The organism is Microbacterium sp. 1154 (assembly GCF_031455375.1).
Lineage (GTDB): Bacteria > Actinomycetota > Actinomycetes > Actinomycetales > Microbacteriaceae > Microbacterium.
Genome location: NZ_JAVDSN010000001.1, coordinates 612342 through 637358, shown reverse-complemented (window position 1 = coordinate 637358; position 25017 = coordinate 612342). Strand labels below are relative to the sequence as shown.

27 protein-coding genes are annotated in these 25017 nt (G+C 69.8%); 10 read left to right on the top strand and 17 right to left on the bottom strand.

Going from position 1 to position 25017, the window contains the following annotated elements; genetic code table 11:
- Positions 1–109 precede the first annotated feature (109 nt).
- Complete coding sequence (locus tag J2X55_RS02880; protein ID WP_307314264.1) at positions 110–1102, top strand: hypothetical protein; 993 nt, start codon at positions 110–112, stop codon at positions 1100–1102.
- Between the two features lie 33 nt (positions 1103–1135).
- Complete coding sequence (locus J2X55_RS02875; protein ID WP_307456782.1) at positions 1136–1870, top strand: hypothetical protein; 735 nt, start codon at positions 1136–1138, stop codon at positions 1868–1870.
- A gap of 483 nt (positions 1871–2353) precedes the next feature.
- Here the strand turns inward: J2X55_RS02875 and J2X55_RS02870 are convergent, their stop codons facing one another.
- Positions 2354–2614: a DUF3253 domain-containing protein gene (locus J2X55_RS02870; RefSeq protein ID WP_115916311.1), complete on the bottom strand. Its 261-nt coding sequence runs from the start codon at positions 2612–2614 to the stop codon at positions 2354–2356.
- 47 nt (positions 2615–2661) lie between these two features.
- Between J2X55_RS02870 and J2X55_RS02865 the strand changes: the two genes are divergently transcribed.
- Positions 2662–3393 (top strand): DUF2071 domain-containing protein, encoded by a 732-nt coding sequence (locus tag J2X55_RS02865; protein WP_309821760.1) that lies wholly within the window; start codon positions 2662–2664, stop codon positions 3391–3393.
- Between the two features lie 55 nt (positions 3394–3448).
- On the opposite strand, the gene J2X55_RS02860 is transcribed toward J2X55_RS02865, so the two are convergent.
- From J2X55_RS02860 to J2X55_RS02845, 4 genes are all read right to left on the bottom strand, one after another.
- Positions 3449–4354: a glycine betaine ABC transporter substrate-binding protein gene (locus J2X55_RS02860; protein WP_210111688.1), complete on the bottom strand. Its 906-nt coding sequence runs from the start codon at positions 4352–4354 to the stop codon at positions 3449–3451.
- A 138-nt stretch (positions 4355–4492) separates the two neighbouring features.
- A complete protein-coding gene (locus tag J2X55_RS02855) occupies positions 4493–5497 on the bottom strand; it encodes a proline/glycine betaine ABC transporter permease (protein WP_309821758.1) in 1005 nt (334 codons plus the stop codon).
- The gene (locus J2X55_RS02850) at positions 5497–6831 is read right to left on the bottom strand and encodes a betaine/proline/choline family ABC transporter ATP-binding protein (protein WP_309821757.1); all 1335 of its coding nucleotides are present in this window, start codon (positions 6829–6831) and stop codon (positions 5497–5499) included. Before J2X55_RS02850 ends, J2X55_RS02855 begins: the two co-directional genes overlap by 1 nt.
- Before the next feature lie 386 nt (positions 6832–7217).
- The gene (locus tag J2X55_RS02845) at positions 7218–7523 is read right to left on the bottom strand and encodes a chorismate mutase (protein WP_115916321.1); all 306 of its coding nucleotides are present in this window, start codon (positions 7521–7523) and stop codon (positions 7218–7220) included.
- Positions 7524–7603: 80 nt separating this feature from the next.
- Between J2X55_RS02845 and J2X55_RS02840 the strand changes: the two genes are divergently transcribed.
- On the top strand, positions 7604–8728 hold the full coding sequence (locus J2X55_RS02840) for an AI-2E family transporter (protein WP_115916323.1): 1125 nt from the start codon (positions 7604–7606) through the stop codon (positions 8726–8728).
- A 406-nt stretch (positions 8729–9134) separates the two neighbouring features.
- Here J2X55_RS02840 and J2X55_RS02835 read toward each other — a convergent pair whose 3' ends face one another.
- On the bottom strand, positions 9135–10337 hold the full coding sequence (locus J2X55_RS02835) for a beta-propeller fold lactonase family protein (protein ID WP_309821756.1): 1203 nt from the start codon (positions 10335–10337) through the stop codon (positions 9135–9137).
- Complete coding sequence (locus J2X55_RS02830) at positions 10337–11623, bottom strand: adenylosuccinate synthase (protein ID WP_115916327.1); 1287 nt, start codon at positions 11621–11623, stop codon at positions 10337–10339. Before J2X55_RS02830 ends, J2X55_RS02835 begins: the two co-directional genes overlap by 1 nt.
- A gap of 212 nt (positions 11624–11835) precedes the next feature.
- On the opposite strand from J2X55_RS02830, the gene J2X55_RS02825 reads away from it, so the two are divergent.
- Positions 11836–12141, top strand: coding sequence for a hypothetical protein (locus J2X55_RS02825; RefSeq protein ID WP_115916329.1), 306 nt, complete (start codon positions 11836–11838; stop codon positions 12139–12141).
- A 15-nt stretch (positions 12142–12156) separates the two neighbouring features.
- Entirely contained in the window at positions 12157–12450 is a 294-nt protein-coding gene (locus J2X55_RS17345; RefSeq protein WP_396653252.1) for a helix-turn-helix transcriptional regulator, read from the top strand.
- A gap of 46 nt (positions 12451–12496) precedes the next feature.
- Here the strand turns inward: J2X55_RS17345 and J2X55_RS02820 are convergent, their stop codons facing one another.
- Positions 12497–13696 (bottom strand): hypothetical protein, encoded by a 1200-nt coding sequence (locus J2X55_RS02820; protein ID WP_309821755.1) that lies wholly within the window; start codon positions 13694–13696, stop codon positions 12497–12499.
- A 55-nt stretch (positions 13697–13751) separates the two neighbouring features.
- Between J2X55_RS02820 and J2X55_RS02815 the strand changes: the two genes are divergently transcribed.
- On the top strand, positions 13752–14306 hold the full coding sequence (locus J2X55_RS02815) for a CGNR zinc finger domain-containing protein (protein WP_309821754.1): 555 nt from the start codon (positions 13752–13754) through the stop codon (positions 14304–14306).
- Between the two features lie 98 nt (positions 14307–14404).
- On the opposite strand, the gene J2X55_RS02810 is transcribed toward J2X55_RS02815, so the two are convergent.
- The gene (locus J2X55_RS02810) at positions 14405–14989 is read right to left on the bottom strand and encodes a TetR/AcrR family transcriptional regulator (RefSeq protein WP_309821753.1); all 585 of its coding nucleotides are present in this window, start codon (positions 14987–14989) and stop codon (positions 14405–14407) included.
- A gap of 3 nt (positions 14990–14992) precedes the next feature.
- Positions 14993–15535 (bottom strand): hypothetical protein, encoded by a 543-nt coding sequence (locus tag J2X55_RS02805; protein WP_309821752.1) that lies wholly within the window; start codon positions 15533–15535, stop codon positions 14993–14995.
- Between the two features lie 156 nt (positions 15536–15691).
- Between J2X55_RS02805 and J2X55_RS02800 the strand changes: the two genes are divergently transcribed.
- Positions 15692–16417, top strand: coding sequence for a Pr6Pr family membrane protein (locus J2X55_RS02800; protein WP_309821751.1), 726 nt, complete (start codon positions 15692–15694; stop codon positions 16415–16417).
- A gap of 31 nt (positions 16418–16448) precedes the next feature.
- Positions 16449–17132 (top strand): peptidylprolyl isomerase, encoded by a 684-nt coding sequence (locus J2X55_RS02795; protein ID WP_309821750.1) that lies wholly within the window; start codon positions 16449–16451, stop codon positions 17130–17132.
- Here the strand turns inward: J2X55_RS02795 and J2X55_RS02790 are convergent.
- The 6 genes from J2X55_RS02790 to J2X55_RS02765 are packed head-to-tail and all read right to left on the bottom strand — an operon-like array spanning position 17119 to position 22654.
- Positions 17119–17952 (bottom strand): inositol monophosphatase, encoded by an 834-nt coding sequence (locus J2X55_RS02790; RefSeq protein ID WP_309821749.1) that lies wholly within the window; start codon positions 17950–17952, stop codon positions 17119–17121. The two genes, J2X55_RS02795 and J2X55_RS02790, sit on opposite strands and share 14 nt — an antisense overlap.
- Complete coding sequence (locus J2X55_RS02785; protein WP_309821748.1) at positions 17949–18659, bottom strand: glycerophosphodiester phosphodiesterase; 711 nt, start codon at positions 18657–18659, stop codon at positions 17949–17951. Before J2X55_RS02785 ends, J2X55_RS02790 begins: the two co-directional genes overlap by 4 nt.
- Positions 18656–19738 carry an ABC transporter ATP-binding protein gene (locus tag J2X55_RS02780; RefSeq protein ID WP_309821747.1) on the bottom strand — a complete coding sequence of 361 codons (1083 nt, stop codon included), beginning with the start codon at positions 19736–19738 and terminating at the stop codon, positions 18656–18658. The genes J2X55_RS02785 and J2X55_RS02780 overlap by 4 nt, the downstream gene beginning before the upstream one ends.
- Positions 19735–20556, bottom strand: coding sequence for an ABC transporter permease subunit (locus tag J2X55_RS02775; RefSeq protein WP_309821746.1), 822 nt, complete (start codon positions 20554–20556; stop codon positions 19735–19737). The genes J2X55_RS02780 and J2X55_RS02775 overlap by 4 nt, the downstream gene beginning before the upstream one ends.
- Positions 20556–21503, bottom strand: coding sequence for an ABC transporter permease subunit (locus J2X55_RS02770; protein ID WP_309821745.1), 948 nt, complete (start codon positions 21501–21503; stop codon positions 20556–20558). The genes J2X55_RS02775 and J2X55_RS02770 overlap by 1 nt, the downstream gene beginning before the upstream one ends.
- Positions 21503–22654, bottom strand: a complete 1152-nt coding sequence (locus J2X55_RS02765; protein ID WP_309821744.1) for an extracellular solute-binding protein — start codon at positions 22652–22654, stop codon at positions 21503–21505. The genes J2X55_RS02770 and J2X55_RS02765 overlap by 1 nt, the downstream gene beginning before the upstream one ends.
- A gap of 204 nt (positions 22655–22858) precedes the next feature.
- Between J2X55_RS02765 and J2X55_RS02760 the strand changes: the two genes are divergently transcribed.
- Positions 22859–23611, top strand: a complete 753-nt coding sequence (locus tag J2X55_RS02760) for a DeoR/GlpR family DNA-binding transcription regulator (protein ID WP_309821743.1) — start codon at positions 22859–22861, stop codon at positions 23609–23611.
- A 143-nt stretch (positions 23612–23754) separates the two neighbouring features.
- Here the strand turns inward: J2X55_RS02760 and J2X55_RS02755 are convergent, their stop codons facing one another.
- Positions 23755–24993 carry an alpha/beta hydrolase gene (locus tag J2X55_RS02755; protein WP_309821742.1) on the bottom strand — a complete coding sequence of 413 codons (1239 nt, stop codon included), beginning with the start codon at positions 24991–24993 and terminating at the stop codon, positions 23755–23757.
- Positions 24994–25017: the final 24 nt, after the last annotated feature.

The following is a 25017-nucleotide window of genomic DNA, read 5'->3' as shown; positions in this document are numbered from 1 at the left end:
CCGCCGGGACGACGGAGCAGCCCCGCACGGTGGTGCACCCGGGCTGACCGCTGCGGATTTCGGCCCGACGCCCAGCCCGCTGTCGGAGGCCCGGCATAGCATGGGGACCGTGGAACCGCTGATGGCCCTTCTGGTCGACTGGTGGTGGATCGGCCCGGCAGCGGCCGGTGCGGGCACCGTCGGCTGGCTCGGCGTGCGCCGTTCGCGCCAGCACGCGCTTCCCGCCGGTGCGACGACCACGACCGGTCGAGCCGTCCGCGCCTGGTCGACGCGTCCCCTCGGCAAAGCCGCCGCGCGCCGCCTCGAACTCGACGCCGCCGTGCTCGACCTCCAGGTCGCGCGCACCGCCGTCACCCGCGGACGCGCCGACGTCAAGGTCGCCGACGCCGAGGTTGTCCGCGCCCAGGCCGAGCGGGCGGCATCCCGGGTCTCGTCCGACGCCGTCTCCGCGGCTCGCGGCCGCCTCACCGACGCGCAGCGCGACTTGCGGGCCGCGATGGCCGAAGTGCGCGCCCGCCGCGCCGGGGTGAAGGCCGCCAAGGCGATGCTGCCGGCGATCCGCTCGGGCAGCGCGCCGCTGCCCGTCGCCCGTCTGCTGGCCGAGCACGACGCGATCCTCGCGCGGTGGATGGCGTACGAGACCGACCCGGGTCTCGCCATCGACTATCCGCAGATGAGCGACTCCCGCTGGCCCCTTCTCGCCGACTTCCTGCGCGCGCACGAGAAGGCGCAGTGGCTGCGCCCCGCGTCGGTGCAGACGCGGCTCGAGCCGGCCGACTTCCTCGCCTATCGCGACGCCGTGCGCCGCGCCTCCCACGCCTTCGACCGCGCCGAGCGGGCGGCGCGCCGCAACGAGGGCGAGCAGCCGAGCGTCGAGGGCAACGACGCATGGAGTCGCATGGCATCCGATCTGGCCGAGACGGCCCAGCGCGCCCTCGCCCGCTCGATGGAGTCGATGGGCCGCGCGGCCGCCCGCAACTGGAGCGAGCGCGGTGCTAGACGCGCGCAGAAGAAGACTCCGGATGCCGGCGGCCCCCCGCCGCGGTCCGGTCCGGTGTGGCCTCCTCCCGCACGCGATCGGCCGCCCACGTCGTCTTCCTGAGAACCGCTGGGAGGAGCGGCGTAGCATGACGCTGTGGAGCACTTCTGGACCTTCGCCGGTAGCTACTGGTGGCTCGTCTTCCCCCTCTTCGGGATGACGATGGGAGCCGTCAACGCGCGCGTGAAGCACCGCGAAGTCACCGCCCGCCGCCGCCACCGGGAACAGCTCGAGCTGATCCGCGCACAGGGTGGCGCGGTCGCCGTCGCACCCACGAGCACCGTCGCCGCCGATGGACAGCAGCGCATCATCGCGGCACAGGATGCCGTCACCCACCGCTGGCTCGAGTACGAGCTCGACGCGTCCAAGCTCATCTCCTACCCCGCGATGAGCGACGGGCGTCAGCCGCTGACCGCCGCGTTCCTCCGGGCCAAGAAGGCGGCCGACAATCTGCGTCCCGACGACGGCGAGACGCTCACGCCCGAACGGCTGCGCGAATACCGCGACGCCGTCACCGACTACGAGGTCGCGTTCGAGGTGGCCGAGCGCGACGCGCGCCGCGTGAAGGACGCGGCCTTCACCCCCGACGAACGCAAACGCCTCGACACCGCGAAGCAGTTGCTCACCGTCGCGACCGACCAGGCCGCCACCCCGAACGAACGCCAGCTCGCCTACAAGCGCGTCCGCGAAGAGCTCGACGGACTGATCCTGCTGTCCGACGAGGCCGTCGACGTGCTCGAGAAGAAGGTGGCCCTCGAACTCCCGCGAACAGCGACCGCGCCCCCGGCATCCGCGCCCCCGGCCGAGACCGCGCCCGGCTCGGCCGCCTGACCGCGCTCGCGTCCGGGGGCTGATGCGCCCCGAAATCGGAGAACCGCAGCAGAATCGGATGCCGAGACCCCTGGCATCCGATTCCGGTGCGAATCTCCGATTCTGCGATGGGTGGGCGCCCCGCAATCGGGCCCATCCTGACTCAGCCCCGCCTCAAGCTGCCGAAATCCCGCGCTCAGCGAGCACCCGCACCGACCGCACCGCCCCCCCCCCGAAATCGGAACACCGTAGCAGAATCGGATGCCGCGCCCTCTGGCATCCGATTCCGGCGACAATCTCCGATTCCACGACCGTCGGCCCGCCCGCGGAGACCTCACCGCCTCACGAAAGCGCCGCGATCTGCGACACCCGCGCGCTCAGCGAGCACCCGCCCCGACCGACGGCGCCCCGAAATCGGAGAACCGCAGCAGAATCGGATGCCGACGCCCCTAGCATCCGATTTCAATGCGAATCTCCGATTCCACGAAAGCCGCAGCACACGCCTCAGCGCGCGCGACGGATCCGCACCGGCCCCCGGGCGGTGGTGACGTCGACGACCTCGCCCCTCTGGGTCACCTCGACCTCGCCCCGCTCGACCAGCGAGTGCGCAGCGTCGCGCGCGGGCTGCATGAGCTCGCGCCAGTCCTCGCCGCCCACCGCGCGCGCGGCCTCGGACGGGCAGATCGTCTTGTCGGCATCGCGCGCCGCGAGCAGTTCGCGGATGGATGCCACGAGCCGGGGGTCCGCACCAGACGACGGGGTCATCTGTCCAGTCTCCCTCCCCGGCAGGAGCCCGGGGTCAGAATGAGCCGGTGATCACCGAGCGCCATGCCCCCGACCTGCCCGGACGCGCCGTCATCGCGCAGCGCTGGAACCGCGCGGTCTTCGTGCACTGGCGCGTCGATCCGGCCGAGGTCGCGCCGCTGCTGCCGCCCGGGACGCGCCCCGACGTGCACGACGGCTCCGCGTGGATCGGGCTCGTGCCGTTCGTGCTCAGCGAGTTCCGGTTCCTGCCGCTGCCGCCCGTGCCGCTGCTCGGCACGTTCACCGAGATCAACGTGCGCACCTACGCCGTCGATGACGAGGGCCGCCGCGGGGTGGTCTTCCGCACGCTCGAGGCCGAGCACCTCGCCCCCGTCCTCGCCGCTCGCGCCCTGTTCGGCCTCCCGTACCGCTGGGCGCGCGCGGGGGTGCGCGCCGAGGGCTCGCGCATCGAGTTCCGGTCGCGGCGCCACGGGGGTCGGCACCCGGGAACCCGGGTGCGGGCGACGCTCGGCACCGACACGGTCGACACTCCCCTCTCGCGCTTCCTCACCGCTCGCTGGGGGTTTCACGAACGTCACCTCGGCCGCACGATCTGGGCCGCGAACGCGCACGAGCCCTGGCCGCTGGTCTCCGCCGAGCTCGAGGCCCTCGACGACGACCTCGTCGCCGACTCGGGCTTCCCGCAGCTCGCCGGCCGCGCGCCCGACTCGGTCCTCGCGATGCCCGCCGACCACCCCGGCTTCATCACGCGCTTCACGGGGGCGCGCGCGATCAGCTGACACGACGCCGCCCCCTCCACCGCGGGGGGTGAAGGGGGCGGCGTGATGCCGAAGGTCAGTCGCGCTGCGTCGAGAACGCCGAGGGGTTCTTCTCGAGCCAGGCGTCCACGGCCTCGGCCTCGCGGCCCTCGCCGTACTCGTTGACCACGAGGTCTTCGAGCGAGCCGTACTGCTCGTCATCCAGCCGGATACCGGCGATGAGCTCGGCGGCATCCGGGTACTTCTGCTTGAAGCCCGAGGTGCCGAGGAAGTGCAGCGCCTCGGGATCGCCCATCAGGCCCTGCGGGTCGGCCAGGTCCTTCACGTCGTAGGCGTCGTTGGCCCAGAACGGGCGCCACAGCGTCACGGCGATGTCCTTCTTCGCCGCGATCGCGTTGTCGAGCTCGGTGAGCATGGCCGCCGTCGACGAGGTGATCAGCTCGAAGTCGCCGTCGAGACCGTAGCCGGGCAGCATGGTCTCCTGCGTCTGCGTGGTGAGGCCGGCGCCCGGCTCGATGCCGTAGATGCGACCGTCGAAGCGCGCGGCGTTGTCCTTCAGCTGGTCGATCGAGTCGATGTCGACGTAGCTGGGCACCGCGATCGTGAGCTTGGCGTCATCGTAGTAAGCACCCAGGTCTTCGATCTTGTCGCCGTAACGGTCCATGTACGACTTGTGCGTGAGCTCGGGCCAGGCCGACGGGTAGATGTCGACGTCGCCCTGGGCGAGACCGGTGTAGAGCGGGCCCGCCTCGGTGAGGGTCTGCATCTCGACCTTGTAGCCGAGCTTGCCGAGCTGGTCTTCCAGCAGGTACGCCGTGCTGAGACCGTCGGTCCACGAGGGCAGGAAGCCGAGCGTGATCGTGCCCTTCTCTCCGCCGTCGCCCGAGCCGCCTTCGGCCATGTTCCCGCTGGCGCAGCCGCCGAGCAGCAGGGCGCCCGCGGCGCCGAGGGCGAGGGCCGAGGTGAGGTGTCGCTTGTTCATTGCTGTGTTCTCTTCCGTTTCGTATGTGATTTCCGTGGGTGCTTCCCCGGGTGAGGGGTCGTTCGCTGTCGCCGAAAGCTCGCCTGTGCGACGGAAATCGACCCCTCGCGCCGGAGAGCGAGGGAGGGATGCCGGGACTCAACGCCCCGACGACACGGGCGCGCGACGCGGCGAGGCCTTCTCGCGCTCGGCCTCGCTCGCGGCATCCGCCGAGGTGGTGTCGACGTGCGACGCCGCGGTGGCTCCGGCGGTGACGGCTGCGGCGGAACGCGCGGCCCGGCGCCGAGCCAGCACGCCGAGCAACGAACCGCGGTTGTCGGCCCGGTTGCCGAGGGCCGCGGTGAGCCGGTCGAGGTACACGGCGAGGACGACGACGCTCAGGCCGGCCTCGACGCCCTTGGGCAGGTTGACCGTCGAGATCGACTGCACGACCTCTTTACCCAGGCCGTCGGCCCCGACGATGCCGGCGACGACCGCCATCGACAGGGCGAGCATGATGACCTGGTTGACGCCCGCCATGATCGTGGGCATCGCGAGCGGCAGCTGGATGCCGCGGAGGATCTGGCCGGGGGTCGCGCCGAACGCGTGCCCCGCCTCGACGGTCTCGGAGTCGACCCCGCGGATGCCGAGCTCGGTCAGACGCACGCCCGGGGGCAGCGCGAAGATGACGGTCGAGACGACTCCGGGCACGACGCCGATGCTGAAGAACGTGATCGCCGGGATCAGGTAGACGAAGGCTGGCATGGTCTGCATGAAGTCGAGGATCGGCTTGAGCACCGCGCGGACGGTGGCGTTGCGGGCCGACCAGATGCCCAGGGGCACCGAGATCGCGACGGCCACGATGGTGGCCACGAGCACGAGCGCGAGCGTCTGCATCGCGGTGACCCACTGGCCCATCGCCAGGATGAGCGCGAAGCCGATCACCGTGCCGAGCGCGAGCTTCCACGAGCGCAGCAGCCACGCGAGGGCCGCCGCCACGAGGATGACCACGATGATGGGAGCGGCGAGCAGCACGTCGCTGAGCCCGCCGACGAGGAAGCGCACGACGAGGGAGACGACGTCGAACACGCCCGAGAGGTTGTCGCGGACCCAGTCCACGCCGGCATCCACCCAGGAACCGACCGGAAGACGGAAGCCTTCCATCAGCGCACCCCCTCGGTCTCGGATGCCGCGACCCCGGCGTCGGCGGGGGTCCCGTCGAGCGCCGCGTCGATCTCGGCGGAGGGAAGGGGCTGGGGCAGCACGGTGATCTCCTCGGTGGCGGTGGGGCCCGGGCCGAGCGCCGCGAGCAGGGTCACGCGCGGGATGACTCCGGCGAGACGCCCGTCGGCGTCGAGGACGGCGAGCGGGAGGGGCGATTCGACCGACGGGACGAAGAGGTTCATCAGCACGTCGTCGACGCCGACGCTCTGCGGCAGCGGCTTGAGTTTGCCGAGCAGCGAGTTCTCACCCGCACGCACGAGCTTGATGGCATCCCGATCCGTGATGATGCCGAGCGGCTTCCGGTCGCGATCGGTCACGTACACGGCCGACATGTACGCGTCGCGCATCTGCCGGAGTGCCGTGCGCGGTCCGGCAGATGCGTCGACGCGGGGACGCGCACGCTCCATGACGTTGCCCGCGGTGAGCACGCGAGCGCGGTCGACGTCCTGCACGAACTGCTCGACGTAGTCGTTCGCCGGGTCGGTGAGGATGTCTTCGGGCGTGCCGATCTGCACGATGCGTCCGTCTCGCATGACGGCGATGCGGTCGCCGAGGAACATCGCCTCGTTGAGATCGTGGGTGATGAAGACGATGGTCTTCTTCAGCGTCCGCTGCAGTTCGAGCAGCTGCTCCTGCATCTCGCGGCGGATGAGGGGATCCAGGGCGCTGAACGCTTCGTCCATCAGCAAGATGTCGGTGTCAGCGGCGAGAGCACGGGCGATGCCGACGCGCTGCTGCATTCCGCCCGAGAGCGCGGAGGGGAGCTTGTCACCCCAGCCATCGAGTCCGACGAGCGCGAGGATCTCGTTCGCCTTCGCGAGTCGCTCGGTCTTGCCGACGCCACGGAGTTCGAGGGGGTACGCGACGTTCGCCGCGACCGTACGGTGCGGCAGCAGCGCGAAGTGCTGGAAGACCATCGCGAGGCGATCGCGTCGGAGGGACCGCAGGCGCGAGGCACCGACGCCGGTGAGGGCATCGCCCTTCACCTCGACGGTTCCGGCGGTGGCCTCGTGCAGGCCGTTCAGCATGCGGATGATCGTGGACTTGCCGGAGCCCGAGAGGCCCATGATGACGAAGATCTCGCCGGACTGCACCTCGAAGCTGGCGTCGATGACCGCGGCCGTCCCGTCGTCGGCGACGTCTTCGCGTCGGGAACCGGAGCGGAGCTTGTCGACGGCGGCTTGAGGCGAGCGGCCGAAGACCTTGAAGAGATTTCTGGCGGCGAGAGCGGGCGTCGCGGATGCGGGCGCCGCGGAGGCAGGCGGATAGGTCACTGTGTGCACCTCAGCGGCCTCGGGTGGCCGCAGCGGTCACGCCCGGGTGGCAGCCGTCGGCACTCTCCGGGGGTGGAGCGCGTCAGCGCGGAATATCGGATCCCGCGCCCAGGCCGCCGACCGTACGCTCGCCGGGTCGACTCCCCCGAGTCGTCACCGGCGACCGCGGACTGGTCGGGTGGGCGGCCCGTGATCGGGCCTCTACCAACGTTTCACGCTGAGGGAATTGCTGGCAAATCGCCCACGACCTTGCGATCCCTGATGCCGTGTGGCACGCGTGCGCGTGTAGGCGAGATGCGTCCGCGCCTTCCGGCGGGGCCGCCCGCGATGTCAGCCCGGGCGTGTCGCGGAGCTGAGACGCGGGACCTCGGCGATACGACAGCGCGTCAGTCGGCTCCCGGCTGCGCGGCGGCCGACCGGTGGTGACGGATGACCTCGGCCACGACGAAGTTGAACCACTTCTCGGCGAAGGCGGGATCGAGGTCGGCCTGCTCGGCCAACTGCATGAGCCGCGCGATCTGCTGCTCTTCCCGAGCGGGATCGGATGCCGGCATCCCGTGCTTCGCCTTCAGCACGCCGACCTGCTTGGTGCAGCGAAAGCGCTCCGCCAGCAGGAAGATCAGCGCGGCGTCGATGTTGTCGATGCTGCCGCGGAGCCCCTGCAGAATCGTCGAAGGATCGGCCTCGGTCATGTGTCCTCCTCAATCGCTCCGACCCTACCGGTCGGCGCCAGCCCCCGAGGACGACTCTCAGGGAGTCCTACAGTGTGAGCATGAGCCGATCCACGCGTCCCGACCCCACCGCCGAAGGCGCAGACGCCGGGGCCACGACGTCGCGCGACAAGCCGGTCTGGTCGGCCCTCTCGCGCCCCTACGCGGCCGGGTTCTTCCTGACGCTGGGCGGGCTGACCGCCATCCTCCTCGGCCTCGCGCTCTCGAACCTGTCGACCGTGCTCGTCTACATCGCGATCGCACTGTTCGTTGCACTCGCCCTCGACCCGCTCGTGCGCTTTCTGGTGCGCCGCGGACTCGCGCGCGCGTGGTCGATCGTGATCGTGTTCGGCGGTCTCGCCATCATCCTCGCCGGCGCCCTGTGGCTGCTGATCCCGCCGGTCGTCCGACAGGTCGAGCAGTTCGTCGGCGACATCCCCACCTTCGTGAACGACCTGATCGACAGCGACGCCGTGCGGTGGGTCGAGAACAACTTCGGCGACAGTTTGGGCGACGTGCTGAAAGAGGTGCAGGGCTTCGTCACGAACCCCGCCAACATCGCCGCGATCGGCGGGGGCCTTCTGCAGGTCGGTGTCAGCATCGGCACGTTCATCTCGGGCGCGATCATCGTGCTGGTGCTGAGCCTGTACTTCTTGGCATCCCTGCCGAAGATGAAGAACTCTCTCGTGCGCCTGACCCCCGCCCGCAGCCGCGAGACGGTCGCCGACATGACAGGCCAGATCACCGACTCCGTCGGCGGCTACCTCGCCGGAATGGTCGTGTTGGCGCTGTGCAACGCCGTCTTCGCCTTCATCGTCCTCACGATCCTCGGGCAGCCCTTCGCGGCGCTGCTCGCCGCTCTCGCCTTCGGGATCACGCTCATCCCCCTCGTGGGCTCCGTCCTGTTCTGGGCGACGGCGACGGTCTTCACTCTGATCGTCAGCCCGACCGCGGGCCTCGTCTTCGCCATCGTCTACCTGGTTTATATGCAGATCGAGGCATATTTGCTCACGCCTCGCGTGATGAACCGGACGATCTCGATCCCGGGGGCTCTCGTCGTGATCGGAGCCCTCGTCGGCGGCACGCTGCTGGGCCTACTGGGGGCACTCGTCGCGATCCCCGTGACCGCCTCGGTGCTGCTGATCATCAAACAGGTCGTCATCCCGCGACAGGATGCCAAGAAGTAGAGCTGCGTCGCGACACTGCGCGGGGATGCCGGGCCCGCGCCACGCGGCGATGCCCCCCCACGCATAAACGCTCCCCGCGCCCATAAACGCGGTGTCCTCGCGTTTCCGCTCGTGGATGGCGTTTATGCGTGGTCGGTCGGCGAGATACCCGGCACGCCTCGGATGCCGGGGTCGCGCCCCCCGTTGATGGCGCCCCCCACGCATAAACGCTCCCCGCGCCCATAAACGCGCTGCCCTCGCGTTTCCGCGCGTGGATCGCGTTTACGCGTGGTCCGTGGGCGCGCGAGGAGCACCGCCGCCGAACCTTCCCGCGGCGACGCGCCAGGCGTTAGCGCCTTGAGCGAGCTCGCCCGTCTCGCGGAGAAGGCCGCAGGTCGTATCGCCGTATGGCCCCTACGTGCCGGGCTCAGCGCATCGGCAGCAGCCGCGTCGGCGACGGAGACGGCGTGCGGTGGCGCACGCGGCCCGGTACGCCGGTGCGGGTGTCGAGCGGCAGGGACACGATCTCGTGCGCCAGCTGGCCCGCGACGAGCAGGGTGTCGTCGACGACGAGGTGATGCCGGGGCCAGTGCGTGCCCGTCTCGGCGAGAGCGAGCAGTTGCAGCTCCTCGCCGTGGCCGCGAACCGAAAGCACGCCCACCGTGTCGCTGCCGCGGACGCCGGCGTACACCGTGCTTCCGTCGCGGCTGGTCGAGAGTTCGGCGGCCGTGTCGGTGTCGAGGGTGCCGAGGAGCGGCTGGCCCGAGATCACGTGCCAGCGCCCCGCGCGGTCCGGCGCCAGGACGAAGACCTCGCAGCTCAGCTCGGTCACGACGTAGAGGTGACCCGAGGGATGCCAGAGCCCGTGCCGCGGGCCGCTGCCCTTCGGCAGCGAAACGTCTTGCACGAGACGTAGGCCGCCGTCGTTCGGGCGCCAGAAGCGGACGAGGTCGAAGCCCATGTCGGTCGTCGCGACGAGCCCCCCGGGCAGGAATACCGCCTGATGGGCCCGCGAGACGCGCGCACCGACCGCAGCTTCTTCTGACTCCGCGTCGGTCAGCGGCACGTCGTCGTAGTCAGGGACCAGGTGCGAGTACTCATCGCCCGCGGCCTCGCGGAGCGCGCGCGCTGCCGCGGCGAGGTCGGGCACGACGGCGCCCGAGACCCGGGCGCCGGTGGAGACGCCGTCGGCCTCCGACGCCGATCCGTGGGGGTCGGCGGCGTCGGCGGCGATCACCGGACGCGACGGCCGGCCCTGGGCGTCGAGCGCCATACGGACGATGCGCCCGTCACCCCAGCAGCTCGCGACGAGGAACGACGCGTCGGGCGAGACCGCGACGTGGCAGACCGCACCGCCGGCCTCGACGGGCGGGCCGAGGGGGGTCAGCCGCGTCTCGCTCGTTCGGCGGAACGCCTGGACGGTGCCGTCGAACTCGACCGCGGCGTACAGGATGTCGTCGTTCGCGGGGTGAGCAGCCAGCCACGACGCAGACCCGGGCACCGCGGCCGCGGTGGCCACCATGCCGAGAGGCCCGCCGGCGCCGAGAGCGTCGTGCTCCCCCGCCTGCAGGATGCCGATGCCCTCCGCCGACCCGGTGTCGGGGGCGTAGGCGCCGACCCAGAAACGCATCAGTCGATCAGGTCGTGGCGCACGATCACCTGGTCGCGGGCCGGGCCCACGCCGATGACGGAGATGCGCGTGCCGCTCATCTTCTCGAGCGCCAGCACGTAGTCCTGGGCGTTCTGCGGCAGGTCGTCGAACGTGCGCGCCGTGGAGATGTCTTCGCTCCAGCCCGGGTAGTACTCGAGGATCGGCTTCGCGTGGTGGAAGTCGGTCTGGTTCACCGGCAGATCGTCGAACCGCTCGCCGTCGACGTCGTACGCGACACACACGGGGATCTGCTCGAGACCACCGAGGATGTCGAGCTTGGTCAGCACGAGGTCGGTGATGCCGTTGATGCGCGTCGCGTAGCGCGTGATCGGGGCGTCGTACCAACCGACGCGGCGCGGACGCCCGGTGGTCGTGCCGAACTCGAAGCCGCGCGAGCGCAGCCAGTCGCCGCTCTCGTCGAACAGCTCGGTGGGGAAGGGACCCGATCCGACGCGGGTCGTGTACGCCTTGACGATGCCGACGATCCGGTCGAGCCGGTTGGGGCCGACTCCCGAGCCCGTCGATGCGCCGCCGGCCGTCGCCGACGACGAGGTGACGAAGGGGTAGGTGCCGTGATCGACGTCGAGCATGGTGGCCTGGCCACCCTCGAAGACGACGACGTCGCCGGCTTCGAGCGCGTCGTTGAGCAGGAGCGACGTGTCGGCCACCATGGGGCGCACGCGCTCGGCGTACGACAGCAGGTCGTCGACGATCTCGTCGGCCGTGATCGAGCGGCGGTTGAAGATCTTCACCAGCAGGTGGTTCTTCTGGTCGAGAGCACCCTCGACCTTCTGCCGCAGGATGTTCTCGTCGAACAGGTCCTGCACGCGGATCCCGACGCGGTTGATCTTGTCGGCGTAGGCCGGACCGATCCCGCGCCCCGTGGTGCCGATCATGCGCTTGCCGAGGAAGCGCTCGGTGACCTTGTCGAGAGTGCGGTGGTACTGCGTGATGATGTGCGCGTTGGCGCTGATCTTGAGGCGGCTCGTGTCGAGGCCGCGCGCGTTGAGGGCCTCGAGCTCATTGAAGAGCACCTCGAGGTCGACGACGACGCCGTTGCCGATCACGGGGGTGACCCCCGGAGACAGGATGCCGCTGGGCAGCAGATGCAGCGCGTACTTCTCGTCACCGATGACGACGGTGTGTCCGGCGTTGTTCCCGCCGTTGAACTTCACCACCCAGTCGGTTCGTTCACCGAGCAGATCGGTGGCCTTGCCCTTGCCTTCGTCGCCCCACTGGACGCCGACGATCACGATTCCGGGCATGTGCGCTCCTCGCGTCTGATTCCGGCGGTACACCCCATCCTATCGAGCGGGTGCGACACGCCGGAGCCGCCGGGAGCGGGCGCGGCGCTTCATCAGCGGACGACGAGGGGGCACTCCGGTGGCTGGCACCGGGGAAGGCGCAGTGTGACCGTCGTCTTCGGCGCACGCAACGGGGGCCCGCAACACGAAGAGCGCGGGATACCTTGCCCGGCATGTCGCAGTCGATTGAACGGTTATTCGTCACCGTCGCCGAAGTGACGTATACGCTCGCCCCCATCGAGCACGCCGACGCGCTCAAAACGGAGATCGCACGCCAGGTGCGATCCGGCGGCGGGTTCGTCGATGTGACCGCGGACGACGGACAACGACTGAGCTTCCTCGTGACGCCCACATCGGTCATCACGATCGCGGCGCGAACGGTCCACCTCGATACAGGAGAAGCGGACGGCCACAGTCCGGCCTGGGATCCGGGCGCACCTGCGGCCTACGACGAGCAAGCACCGTGGGACACCATCTGACGGTCGAGAACGTACATAGAAGAGCACGCCGACCAGCCGATGACGGTCCTCGCCGTCGCCCAAGCGGTACGAATGTCACCTCGGGGGCTGCAACAATTCTTCCGCCGCGTGTACGACACCACCCCCATGGCCTACCTGCATACGGTCCGACTCGCGGGCGCCCGACAAGACCTCACCGCCGCGAATCCCACCCGGGGAACCACGGTGCGAGACGTCGCCGCACGGTGGGGATTCCCACACGCCAGCCGCTTCTCCGCCCGGTACAAAAAAGCTTTCGCCGAGTCGCCCAGCGCCACGCTGCGTCGCTGACCGATCCGAAAATCCGAGAGATTTCGCCCCTCGCACAGCGGGCGCATCACCTCGCAGACGTCACCACGCGCGCCCGGGGATGTCGCGTACGGAGCGCGAGGAGCAGAGCGAGGGGGACGAGGACGCCCGTGCAGACGAACATCGTCGGTTGCGAGACGTGCGCCAGCAGGAGGCTCGCGCACGCGAAGCCGGCATTCTGTGCGGCGAAGGCCCAGGACAGATAGCCAGCACGCTGCGGCGGGGACACGTGGACGTCGATGCGGTGGGAGCGCAGACCGAGCAGAGTGGCGACTGGCAACCCGGTCAGAAGCAATCCGATCACGGCCCAGGCGAGCGGCGGGGTGAACGCCAAGAGAAGGCAGCCGGCACTCATAGATGCGGCACCGACGAGTGCCCACCGGTCCTCGGAAGTGCTCTGCGGTCGGGACGCGTCCACCCACCCGCCGAACACGCTGGTCGCGGAAAGGACGAGGAAGATCATCCAGGCGAGGCTCACCTCGAAGCCGTAGGTGACGACGAGACCAGGAGCTCCGACCTCCATCGCCCCGAAGTAGAGCCCGATCACTGCGCTGAACAGAATCCACGACACACCCTGTGCATCCCACCGGAGGCGCCCCCCGCGCCGGTGGGGATGCTCTCGCCCCTGGTCGCCATGGGCCACGATCCGGCGCGACGTCAGCGACACCGCGGCGGCCGCGGCGAACCCCACCACGGCCACGGTCGCGACCGGTGCGACCGGGTGGATGAGGGAGGCGAGGGCGGCTGCGAGCGGCGCCAGAAAAATGAGGATGTCGAGGAAGGTGACATCGACCGTGGATGCGGATCGTGCGGCCTCCGCGGGCACTGTCCCCGACATCAACGCTCGCACCGCGCCTCCGTTGCCCGCGATGATCGCGCCCGCGCCGGCGGCGAGCATCGCGGAAATCCACGGAGCGCTACCCGTGAGCCAACACGCGGCGATTCCCACCCAGAGGACAGCGTGGGCGAACATCTGCCATCGCAGCACCCGCCGCAGCGGCAGGAGGCCCACCACATGCACCATGACCGGCGTGGCGACGACCGTGCCTCCGACATACCACGCCGCCAACACCGCACCGGCGGCCAGAGTCCCCGTCATCAGGATGCTCGTCGTAGTGAGAGCGACCGCCGCCATGAGAACGGGGGCGCGCATGAGAGAAGCCGTTGCGGAGTAGCGCCAGAACGCGCTGGATCCGAGGACGGCATTCAGCGGGGAGGAGCGAGACATCTCTCGACTGTAACGGACACTGGCGTTTGCTTCCGTTACCTGAGACCATGTAACCATGGTTATTCGTCATGCCGCCCGTGATGAGCTCGAGCGCGTCATTGCGCTCATCGCGACGCGGAAGGTGGGCCCCTGGCCTGAAGAGCTTCGCGGCTGGGAGGATCTCGAGCGCATCCTTCCCGGTAGCACCGCGCACTCCGCACGACGGGACGCGAGTCTCGCGGAGTTACAAGAGATCCGACTGCTCCGCGACAAGGTGGCGACAGTGCTCCTCGACCCCGCGGCGCCCCACGCGCCGTCTCACCTGGGCGATCTCGTGGACACCTACGGCCTCACCCCTCGCATCACCGCTCTGGGCGAACCCATCGGCTTCCTCAGCTTCCGCGCCGGAATGGTCGGACACGTGGCCGAACGCGTCATCGGCGCCGCACTCGCCGCGTTCTCCAGCGGCGAAGCCCAGTACATCCACGAGTGCGAAGCCGAGGGGTGCATCACACCTTTCCTGGATGCCTCCCCACGTCACAACCGCGCGTACTGCTCAGACCGGTGCTCTACGAAGATGCGGGTGCGCCGCCACCGTCAGAATCAGGCGGATGACATCGCAGGCTCCTGAACCGCCGGCGCGTGTGGCGCTCCCGCGTGTCGACGGAGTTGCCGGTTCTCCTGCGTGACCGAAACCTCGACAGCGCGTCACGGCGCAAGGGGGCGGCCTCACGTGGCCAGACTGTCGAGGTGGCGGGCAAGCACCCTATCGGCGTGGTCCTCTGGGTCGCCGGACACGTTCCACAACAGATGAAGGGCGAGCCCGTCGAGGAGGGCGTGGAGGCGGACTGCTTCAAGGTCCAGATCGATGTCGGTTGCCAGTAGGCCCGCCTCGAACAAGTCGTCCAGCAATGCCGCGCACACACCACCCACTCCGTCATGAAGGTCTTCGGCATTCACCCGCATGGCGTCATCACCCGCAGCCAGCCGGCTCAGCTGAAGCTGCACAACGAGCTCGGTCCGCCGGGGGTCGTCGAGAGGGAGGAACTCCTTCAACGCCTGCAGAGCGCGCTCTCGGGCATCGCCTGTCACGGCGTTCAGCCGCGTTGCCACCGCAACGCGGATCCGTTCGAAGCAGAACTGGCGCAGAGCGTCTTGCGTCGGGAACGCGCGCCGCAATGATGCAGCGGCGATCCCTGCTTCTTCCGCGACCTTCCGTACCGATAGCCCGGTCAGCCCCTCACGTTCCAGCACCCGGAAGGAGGCAGCCGCGATCTCGTCGTTGCGGGCGTCATGGTCGATAAGGCGGGGCATAGTTCATTTTGCCTCCGCCGGACGTGCGCGTTTCGGCCAGAGGGAGTAGCTGATGGCCCAGAGCACGTCGATGACGACAACGATGCCCAGGACGGGAAAGATGCCGAGCAACGCCGTCGTGCGAGCGGGGTCGGCGACGACAAGGACGAGGCCGCCGAGGATGGCGGTCGTGATGGCGGCAGCGAGCAGCGTGCGGGCCACGTCTTTCCAGCAGGCGACCGCGTACGCCACGCCGGACAACGGCGTCGGCCGCGGTGCCCCCCGGAAACGCGCAGCGAATCTGGCATCCATCCAGGCGATCATGCGGTGCCCGTAGGCGATCGATATTCCGATGTAGAGACCGGCCAGACCGTGATGCCAGGAGGCCGTCCCCCCACGGAGGAGGTCGACCGTCACGAGAACCAGCAGGACCGCGTCGATGATCGGAGCCACGACGAGCAGCAGCCCGCCCAGCTTCGGGCGGTTCAGCACGTACCGAGCACTGAGGCCGGCGAGGATCGCAACCCAGAAACCCACCTCGCAGACGAGAATCGCAACCAGGATCATGAGCGCCCTTCCGATGGTTCCGGTGTTAGTACGAGCGTACTCACAAAAGCGTGCGGGCGACCAACCCGATCGATGAGACGTCAGGTCACGCGGCCGGAGGCACGGCATCTACCGCAACCCCTCCGTCGGCATCGGAGCCCTCGTTAGCCTGAGTCGATGCAGAGATCGCACGGATGGGCGACCGGGTGGAACGCGGCGCGCGTGGCCGTGGCGGTGATGGTCCTCGTCGCGGTGGGGGCGCAGCTCGCGTCGTCGACGGCCGAGGCCGTCGGGCAGGGCCGAGATGTCGCGACGGTGGTCGCCAACTTCTTCAGCTTCTTCACGATCCTCTCCAACGTCTCGTCGGCGATCGTCATCGCGTGGCTCGGCGTCCGTTTCTTCGCGCGCGGCCGACGTGTCGAGGTCGATCCTCCTGCCCTGGCGACGGCCCTCGCATTCGTGTCGACCTACATGATCGTCACCGGCGTCGTCTACAACCTGCTGCTGCGCGGCATCCCCCTGCAGCCGGAGACGCTCGGCTGGTCGAACGAGATCATGCACGTGTGGGGCCCGCTGTTCCTGCTGCTCGATGTGCTCCTTGGACCCGCGCGACGACGCCTGCCCTGGTCGGCGGCGTTCGCGGCGGCGATCTTCCCGATCGCCTGGATCGTGTACACGCTCCTGCGCGCGCCGCTCATCACCAACCCCACGACGGGCGCCCCCTTCTGGTACCCCTACCCCTTCCTCGATCCGAGCACCGGCGGGTGGAGCAGCGTCGCGGTCTACATCGTCGTCATCGCCGCGGCCATCGTCGCCCTCGCGTGCGGTGTCATCGCGATCGGTCGGGCACGCGGCATCCGGATGCCGATCGACCCGGCGCCCGGGGAACGAGACGCGCGCTGACGGGTCGGGGGCGACGCCCTACCCTGGAGGCGTGCGTACTCGACTGATGTCCGCGGCCGTCGCCGCCTCCGCCCTGCTTCTGCTCGCCGGCTGCGCCGGGAGCACCACGTCCACGTCCGCGCCCGCCCCCGCGTCGAGCACGTCGAGCGCGAGCGCCGCCTCGGGCGACTGCTCGTACCCGACGTCGGGGCAGCCGTCGGCGGACGTCACCCCGCCGGCCGCGGGTACCGAGCGTCCCACGGGGAAGATCGAAGCGACGCTCGAGACCTCCGCCGGAGCCATCCCGATCACTCTGAACGGCGAGCGCACGCCCTGCACGGTCGAGAGCTTCGTCTCGCTCGCGCAGCAGCAGTACTTCACCAACACCGAGTGCCACCGCCTGACCACGCAGGGCATCTTCGTGCTGCAGTGCGGCGACCCGACCGGCACGGGCCTCGGCGGCCCCGGCTACCGGTTCGACGACGAGCTGGACGGCACCGAGACGTACCCGGCGGGCACCGTCGCCATGGCGAACGCCGGCCCCGGGACGAACGGCTCGCAGTTCTTCCTCGTCTACGCCGACACGAAGCTCCAGCCTGACTACACGGTCTTCGGCACCATGTCGCCGGAGGGACTCGAGGTCGTCAAGAAGATCGCCGCAGCGGGCACGGCCGGTGGCGCGTCCGACGGCGCTCCCGCGACTCCGGTCACGATCACCGGCGTCACGATCGGCTGATCGCCGCGTCAGTGCGGGCCTCCGGCGCCGCCCCGGCGAGAGCCCGCGACCACAACGCGGACATCTCATCGGCCACGGTCTCGGATGCCACGAGCACACCGCCGCGGCGGGGGAAGAGCGAGGGGCGGCCGTCTTCGTCGCGCACCTCGGCCCCGGCCTCGTGGGCGATGAGCACCGCGGCGAGGTGATCGATCGGGCTGAAGCGGTGCACCAGCGCGGCGCATCCGCGACCGGCGGCCGGCCCGAGGAGCGTCAGCGTTCCCGAACCCATGACGCGCAGCGTGCAGAACGCCGCGGTGAGCGAGAGCGCGACGTCGTCCATCCCGGGCCAGGGCTCGTGGCCCGCGAGCTCGGTGCCGACTACTCCCCCGCGCAGCCGCGCGTGTTCCGGCAGGTGCAGGGGGATGCCGTCGCGTCGTGCGCCCTGTCCGGCGACCGCCTCGAAAACGGCGTTCTGCCAGGGCTCCGCCACGACGCCGACGAGGGGCTGATCGTCGACGGCGAGCGCGAGCGAGAAGGCGGTCCAGGGAACGCCGTTCGCGAGATTGGTGGTTCCATCGACGGGATCGAGGTACCAGGTCGGTACGCCGATTCTCGCACTGCCCCCGTACTCCTCCCCGACGAACGCGTGATCGGGGAACCGGTCGATCACGACCTCGCGCACTCTTCTCTCGATGGCGCGATCGAGCTCGGTGACGAGGTCGGCCGGGTGGGCCTTGGTGTGCACCGAGGTCACCCGATACGCGCGCGTCTCGTCGATAGCCCATCGCGCGAGTTTCACGGCCAGTTCGTGGGCGGCCGACAGCTCCGAGGGTGTCATCGGTTCAGTTCCTTCTCGATGGATGCCGATCGCGCGGCGATCATCGCCTGCAGGCGATCGAGGCGGTTGGTGGTGATGGTGTCGATCCCGAGGTCGAGCGCCCGGGTGAGATCGCCCTCGTCATCGATCGTCCATGCCGTGACCGGCAGGCCCAGGTCGTGCACGGTATGGACGAACCGGTGATCGACGACCGGGAACGGCGCGTTGATCAGCACCGGTGACAGGTCCTCGAGGTCTGCAGCGGCGGGCGGCTCCTCCCGCCCCCAGGGCAGCCAGATACGCGCGTCGGCATCGATCTCGCGCAGGACGCGCATAGCGGCGAGGTGACCGCACCAGTCGACGGTGACGCCTGATGCCGCGACGACCGCGTGGGCGGGCGCGGCCGGGCGGGCGGCATCCATGTCGATCACCAGCCGACTGGTGCCGGCGGCGAACAGGGGCAGCACCTCGGCGAGCAGGGGCGGACGGTGGTCGGGCCCGCCGAGGGCGAGGAGCTCGGCGGTGCGGACGCTCTCGATCTCGCGCGGATCGCCCCACAGCCGTTCGAGCGTGGGGTCGTGCAGCACGACCACGTCGCCGTCGGCGGTGAGACGCACGTCGATCTCGACGACCGCCGCGCCCTTGACGAGCGCCGACCGCACCGCCGGCAGGGTGTTCTCGCACAGGATGCCCGAGTCCCCGCGGTGGGCGCAGGCGCGCGCCGTCACCGTGACACCCTGTCGACGAGCAGACCGTCGCGGTACACCAGGGCGGAGGCGACCGAGGCGTACCCGACCGCCCCGACCGCGGGCGGCGTGCCGGGCACGAAGGCGTCGAGGGTCGCATCGTCCCGGCGCACGCGCACGCGGTGGAAGGGGCCGTGCGGCACGACGCGCTCCACGCGTGCCAGCAGAGCGCCGGGCCGGGGATCGATCGTGAAGACCACGTCTTCCGGACGGATCCCCACGACGTCGGAGCCGTGCACGAGGCGCGTCCCGTCGAAGCCGCCCTCGACTCGGTTCAACGAGCCGATGAACGTCGCCACGAACTCGGTCGCGGGTCGCTGATAGAGCTCGCCGGGCGCACTGAACTGCTCGACGCGGCCCGCGTTCATCACCGCAACCCGGTCGGAGATCGACAGCGCCTCCTCCTGATCGTGCGTCACGACCACCGTGGTGATGCCGAGTCTCTGCTGCAGGTCGCGGATCTCTTCGCGCACCTTCACCCGCAGCTTCGCGTCGAGGTTGCTGAGCGGCTCGTCGAGCAGCAGCACCTCGGGCTCCTGCACGAGCGCGCGGGCCAGGGCCACGCGCTGCTGCTCACCGCCCGAGATGCGCGGGGGGCGGGAGTCGCGGTGGTGCAGCAGATTCACCAGGTGCAGCACCGCCTCGACCCGCTCGGCGATCTCGGTGCGCGAGAGCCGGCGCAGACGCAGCGGGTAGGCCACATTCTTGGCGACGGTCATGTGCGGCCACAGGGCGTAGTTCTGGAACACCATCGCGCTCGGTCGCTTGTCGGGGCCGAGCCGGGTCACATCCCGCCCGGCCATCTCGATGGCGCCCTCGTCGGGGGCGAGGAACCCGGCGATCATGCGCAGCGTCGTCGTCTTTCCGCACCCCGAGGGTCCGAGCAGCGAGACGAGCTCCCCGCTCTGCACGGTGAGGTCGAGGTCGTCGATGATGGTCCGCCCGCCCAGTGTCTTGCGCAGCGAGCGAAGGCGCAGCCCCGGGGAGGGGTCGGAGGCCCCCGACGGCGCGGGGGCGAGGGAGGTCGGGTCGGCCGCGATGGTCACAGCGGGCTCCTTCATTTGAGCTGGAAGCCTTCGGCGAGCTGACCGCCCATGACGTGCTTGCGCACGGCGAGCAGCAGCACCACCGAAGGGATGGCGAGCAGGATCGAGAACACGGCGGCGACCTGCTTGGGGAAGTTGAGGACGAGGGAGTACATCTCGGTCGGCATCGTCACGATGTCGGGCGCGCCGACGAGGTACGTCCCTTGGGCTTCGTCGAAGGCGGCGAGGAAAGCCATCACGCAGCCCACGAGGATGCCGGGCAGCGCCATGCGCAGCGTGACGGTGAGGAACACACGGACGCGCGAGGCGCCCGCGTCGCGCGCCGCCTCTTCGAGCGACCGGGGGACCGACGCGAACGCGGCGGCAGGAATCCACGTCATGAAGACGATGGTGCCGAGCAGCTGCACGATCACGACCCCCGCGACCGTGTTCATCAGACCGAGCGCGTAGTAGAGCGAGGCGAGTGTGGCGAACAGCCCCATCTTCGGAAAGGCGTTCGTGGCGAACAGGCCGATCAGGAACAACCGCCGCCCGGGGAACTCGAACCGCGCGAACGCGTACGCCGCCGGCAGGCAGACGACCGCCGCGACCACGACCACGATGGGCGTGATGGCGAGCGAGCTCTGGATCGACGATGCGAGCTGCGGGTCGGTCAGCACGGTCGACCACCAGCGCAGCGTCCATGAGTCCGGCAGCAGGTGCGGGTACGTCCACGTGTCGGCGAAGGCGTGAGTGCCGAGCCAGACGAGCGGCCCCAGCACGAAGACCACCAGGACGACGGCAAACAGCACGGCAGCCGAGGTGCGCAGGGCCGCGGCGAGCGAGCGGGGCATCAGACCCTCCCCTCACGACGAGCGCTGCGGAAGTTGGCCCACACGTACAGGGCGCCGATTCCGGATGCCGCGACGAAGACGACGAAGGCCATGACGATCGACTGCTGCGGCTCGTTGTAGGACGTGAACGAGTTCGCCAGCGCCACCCCGAGCATCGTGGGAGCATTCGGCCCGGTGAAGTACGGCACCGTGTACGAGCCGATCACCCCGATCGCGGTGAACGTCACCGCGATGACGATGGGCACCGCGCTCATGGGCACGAGGATGGTCCGCACGATGCGGACGGTGCCGGCACCGGCATCGCGCGCGGCCTCGATCAGGGCGTCGGGGATCGCCTGCAGACCCGACGTGATCATGAGCACGGCGAAGGGCAGAGACGTCCACGCCGAGCCGATGATGATCGCGACGGGGGTGAAGGCCCACACCGGCGCATCGAGGCCGACCGCGGCGAACAGGCTGCTGACGAAGCCGTCGGCGGAGTAGAAGGTCAGGATCGCCCACGACGCGATGACGACGGGGATGAACAGCGGCACGATCGCGACCGCCGAGAGCACGCGCGCCAGTCGCCCGCCGTGCAGGCGGAGGAACAGCCCGATGCCACCGGCGAGCGCGAGGACGATGAGCGTGCTGGCCGCGGTCACACCGAGCGTCAGACCGAGGTTCTGCCAGAAGTCGTCGGCGCCGAACACGTCGCCGTACGCCGCGAGGGTGGGGACGAGACCGTCCGCGCGGTGCACGTTCTGTCCGACCGCGGCGATGACGCTGTTGAGGCCACCGGTGAACCCCACGCTGAAAGCGAGGGCGGTCACGACGGGAACCCCCACGAACACGGCGATCACCACGACCGGCGGGAGCGCGAGCAGGAAGCCGGCCACCGCCGTCCGCCGAGCCGGGTGGGCTCGACGGACCGCGGTGCGCGCCTCCCGCTGTGCGGTGGAGGCGCTCATCACTTCCCGGGGACCTTCTGGGCCCAGGCCTTGTTCATGTCGGCGGCGTTGGCCGAGAAGTAGCCGGGCCGCAGGTTGGCGATGTCGGCGTTCGGGAACAGCGCCTGTACCGATGCGGGCAGCTTGTCGAGCGAGATCACCGGGTAGCCCGAGATGCTGTCGGCGATGAGGGCCTGCGCGGTGGGCGAGAGCACCCAGGAGAGCAGCTTCTGGGCGCCGGCCTGGCGGGGTGAGGCCGAGGGAATGCCGAGGTAGCTGGCGCCGCCGGTGAACGAGGGGTCGGAGATCTGCGTCGAGGCGATGTTCGCGGGGATCTGGCCGTTCTTCACGCCGGTCACGAACTGGTCGCTCCACACGGGTGCCATCGAGATCTGCCCGCTCGCGAGCAGGTCGAGCACCTGGCTGTTGCCGTTCGGGTACACGCCGTTCTGGAACACCGAGGCGTTCAGACCGGCCAGCGTTGCGAACCCCGCGTCCCACCCGCTCTCCAGCTGAGGGGCCGCCTCGGTCGCGAGCGTGGTGCGATCGTCCGCGGACAGGCTCTGGTCGAGCACCGTGGTGACGAACGAGGCGCCGCTGCCGCCCGTGCTCGGCGCGCAGTACGTGAAGCGCCCAGGGTGGGTCTTGATCCAGCTCAAGAGATCGGCGAGGGTCTTCGGAGGGGTGGGGACGGTCGTGGTGTCATAGGCCAGCACGACGCTCGACCCGCGATAGGGCACTCCGCCGTTGCCGCCCGCCTGCAACAGGGTCTGGGGCACGTCGGCGAGGGCGGGCACCTGATCGGCGGTCACGGGGGTGAGCAGCCCGGATGCCGCGACCTGCGTCACGAACCCCGCATCGACCAAGTCGTAGCCGGGGTCCTTCTGCTGCACCGTGGCCGCGGTGAGCTTGGCCACGGTCTGCTGGTCGTGGGCCCCGTGCAGGTCGAAATCGACCTTCACGGTGTAACCGGGGTTGTCGTTCTCGAAAGCGGGGATGAGCGTCTTCTGCCAGAGGTCCTGGATGTTCGTGTCAGCGCTGAGGAAGACGGTGAGGGTCTTGTCGGAGCCGTCGGACGACGAGGCGCTCGCGCCACTCGGGCTGCAGCCGGCCAGGGTGACCCCGACAGCCGCGACGGCGGCGAGGGTGGCGATCAGGCGAGGACTTTTCACGGAGTTCTCCTGTGGGAGGAAGGGGGTTCGGGTGCGTCGTCCCATGGGCCACGGTGACGAACGGTGTCACGCTAACCCGCGCGCTCATTTGTGACGACGCTTCACGGGAAGGTTTCAAATGAGCGCCGGTAGCCGTTCAACGGGGGTTAATCTGAGCGAAAATGAGCATCGGGAGAGTGATGCCCAACCCGTGAAGGAGTGGATGTGCTGACCCATCAACGCGAGGCGGCGATCCTCGAACGGCTCGAAGCCGTCGGAAGCGTGACCGTCGACGAGCTATCACGCCTGCTCGACGTGAGCGGCACGACCGTCCGTCGCGATCTGGAACGCCTCGAGCTGGGTGCGCGCCTGCGCCGCGTTCACGGCGGGGCGACCGTCGCCCGCACCCGCGAACCGGGCGCGGGCGGCGAGCTCGATGACGACACCCGCGAGAAAGAGGCCATCGCGCGCGCCACGGCGGGACTGATCGGCGATGGCCAGGTGGTGCTGCTCGACATCGGGATCACCACGATGCGATTGGCGCGGCACCTGCGTGGGCGATCGGTCACGGTCATCACGAACAGCCTCGCCGTGCTCGACGCCCTGCGCGACGACGACGTCGTGACACTGATCCTGCTGGGCGGCATGCTCGGCGCCAAGACACGGACACTGATCGGCCCGCTCACCGAAGAGGCGCTCGCCCGGGTGCACGCCGACGTCGCCGTGATCAGTAGCGCCGGGGTGAAGCCCGAAGGCGCCGTCGTGACCGATCTGACGCACGAAGCCAGCATCAAGGGCCGCATGCGCGAGGCGGCCGATCGATCGATCCTCGTCGCGAACGCGACGAAGTTCCCCGGCACCGGCTCCTACCGAATCGCCTCGATCGCCGACTTCGACACCGTCGTGACGACCGGTCGAGCCGATTCGAGGGCGCTGGCGACAGCGGCACGCGCCGGGGTCGAGGTCGTGCGGGTCTGACCCGCCGGTGTCGCACCCGCCCGGGGGGGGCGCCCCGGACGGCCGAGCCCCGTCACTGTGCTCCCCCGGACGGGCGCCACGATTCATCGGGCCCCACAGGAGCGGCGCCGGCTCGGCCGCGCCGCTCTCACGCGTCGGCCGTGTCAGCCGTCGTAGCGCTGCAGCCAGTAGAGCGCGAGCTGCCGACTCGCATCGGCGGCGGCGGTCAGGGTGCCATTGGTGTCGCCGGCGCCGTGCTCCAAGCCCGGGTACTCGACGTAACGGTTCACGATGCCGCGTTCGCTCAGGAGGTCGGCGAAGTCGCGGGTGCGATCGGCGAGCACGAGATGGTCTCGGGTGCCCTGGTAGATGAGGGTGGGCGGAGAGTCCGCCGTGATGTGGCTCGCCGAGTCGGTGAAGCGGTAGCGGTCGGGGTATTGCGCGGGAGTGCCTCCGATGTACCACTGCTCGACCTGGCGGGCGATCGCGGTGGCATCCCCGATTCCCGTCAGATCGACCGCGGGGTACCCCGCGATCACGGCGCGCACGGTGGGCAGCGGGGTTCCCGACGGAGAGCAACTCGACGTGAGGGTGCGGTCCGCCGACATGTACGCCGCGTTGACGGCGAGGTTGCCGCCCGACGACAGTCCCAGCGTGGCGATGCGGTCGGGATCGAGGTTCTCCGCTCGTCCGTCGTCGGCGATCCAGGCGAGAGAGCATCCGATGTCGGTGACCTGCGTATCCCACGCGTGAAAGGTCGACGATGCGAGACGGTAGTCGACATCGAGGACGGCGTAACCGTGCTCGGGAAGGAAGCCCGTGTACGCGTTCGGCCCGCGGGTACCGGTCGAGAACCCGCCACCGTGGATCGAGACCACGACGGGCCACCCCGCCTGCGGGGCTGTGCCCGAGGGCAGGTACAGATCGGCCTGGAGCGTGGTCGTATCCGCTGTGCCGAGCGTGACCGTGCGGCTCGGGCCGCTGCCGAGACCGGTGAACGGCAGCGAGGGAAGCAGCGGACTCACCCCGACCCCGAGCGAGCCGATCGAGGCGACCAGCAGCGCCGTGCTGGTGACGACGCCGAGCGTGCCCGCTGCTCCGCTGACGGTCAGCCAGAACGGGAGGTGCCGGATGCCGCGCCGCGACCTCCAGAGAATGACCGCGCAGGCGAGCCCGACGACCGCGACCACGAGGTTCCAGACGCCGAGCGTATCGCGCAACAGCCCGATCAGGAGCACCACGAACTGCGTCACCTCCGTCTGGAGGATCCACATGGTCCACGACACCGGGATGATCGCGAGCAGTTGCGCCAGGACCGTGTAGCCGATCGTGAGGACGGCGAGAGAGGTCAGGATGACCCGGGCCGCGCGGGACCGCACTCCCGGGTCTCGGGGGGTCTTCACGGTCACACCGTACCGGCGGCGCGC

Coding starts and splice junctions, on each gene's coding strand:
- J2X55_RS02830 (WP_115916327.1), bottom strand. CDS start 11,623: ATGCCCGGAATCGTGATCGTCGGCGTCCAGTGGGGCGACGAAGGCAAG.
- J2X55_RS02835 (WP_309821756.1), bottom strand. CDS start 10,337: ATGCGTTTCTGGGTCGGCGCCTACGCCCCCGACACCGGGTCGGCGGAG.
- J2X55_RS02860 (WP_210111688.1), bottom strand. CDS start 4,354: ATGAACAAGCGACACCTCACCTCGGCCCTCGCCCTCGGCGCCGCGGGC.
- J2X55_RS02805 (WP_309821752.1), bottom strand. CDS start 15,535: ATGATCCTGGTTGCGATTCTCGTCTGCGAGGTGGGTTTCTGGGTTGCG.
- J2X55_RS02810 (WP_309821753.1), bottom strand. CDS start 14,989: ATGCCCCGCCTTATCGACCATGACGCCCGCAACGACGAGATCGCGGCT.
- J2X55_RS02870 (WP_115916311.1), bottom strand. CDS start 2,614: ATGACCCCGTCGTCTGGTGCGGACCCCCGGCTCGTGGCATCCATCCGC.
- J2X55_RS02790 (WP_309821749.1), bottom strand. CDS start 17,952: ATGACACCCTCGGAGCTGTCGGCCGCCCACGAACTGGCCGTGAAACTC.
- J2X55_RS02820 (WP_309821755.1), bottom strand. CDS start 13,696: ATGTCTCGCTCCTCCCCGCTGAATGCCGTCCTCGGATCCAGCGCGTTC.
- J2X55_RS02855 (WP_309821758.1), bottom strand. CDS start 5,497: ATGGAAGGCTTCCGTCTTCCGGTCGGTTCCTGGGTGGATGCCGGCGTG.
- J2X55_RS02840 (WP_115916323.1), top strand. CDS start 7,604: ATGAGCCGATCCACGCGTCCCGACCCCACCGCCGAAGGCGCAGACGCC.
- J2X55_RS02845 (WP_115916321.1), bottom strand. CDS start 7,523: ATGACCGAGGCCGATCCTTCGACGATTCTGCAGGGGCTCCGCGGCAGC.
- J2X55_RS02775 (WP_309821746.1), bottom strand. CDS start 20,556: ATGCCCCGCTCGCTCGCCGCGGCCCTGCGCACCTCGGCTGCCGTGCTG.
- J2X55_RS02800 (WP_309821751.1), top strand. CDS start 15,692: ATGCAGAGATCGCACGGATGGGCGACCGGGTGGAACGCGGCGCGCGTG.
- J2X55_RS02825 (WP_115916329.1), top strand. CDS start 11,836: ATGTCGCAGTCGATTGAACGGTTATTCGTCACCGTCGCCGAAGTGACG.
- J2X55_RS02780 (WP_309821747.1), bottom strand. CDS start 19,738: ATGAAGGAGCCCGCTGTGACCATCGCGGCCGACCCGACCTCCCTCGCC.
- J2X55_RS02770 (WP_309821745.1), bottom strand. CDS start 21,503: ATGAGCGCCTCCACCGCACAGCGGGAGGCGCGCACCGCGGTCCGTCGA.
- J2X55_RS02815 (WP_309821754.1), top strand. CDS start 13,752: ATGGTTATTCGTCATGCCGCCCGTGATGAGCTCGAGCGCGTCATTGCG.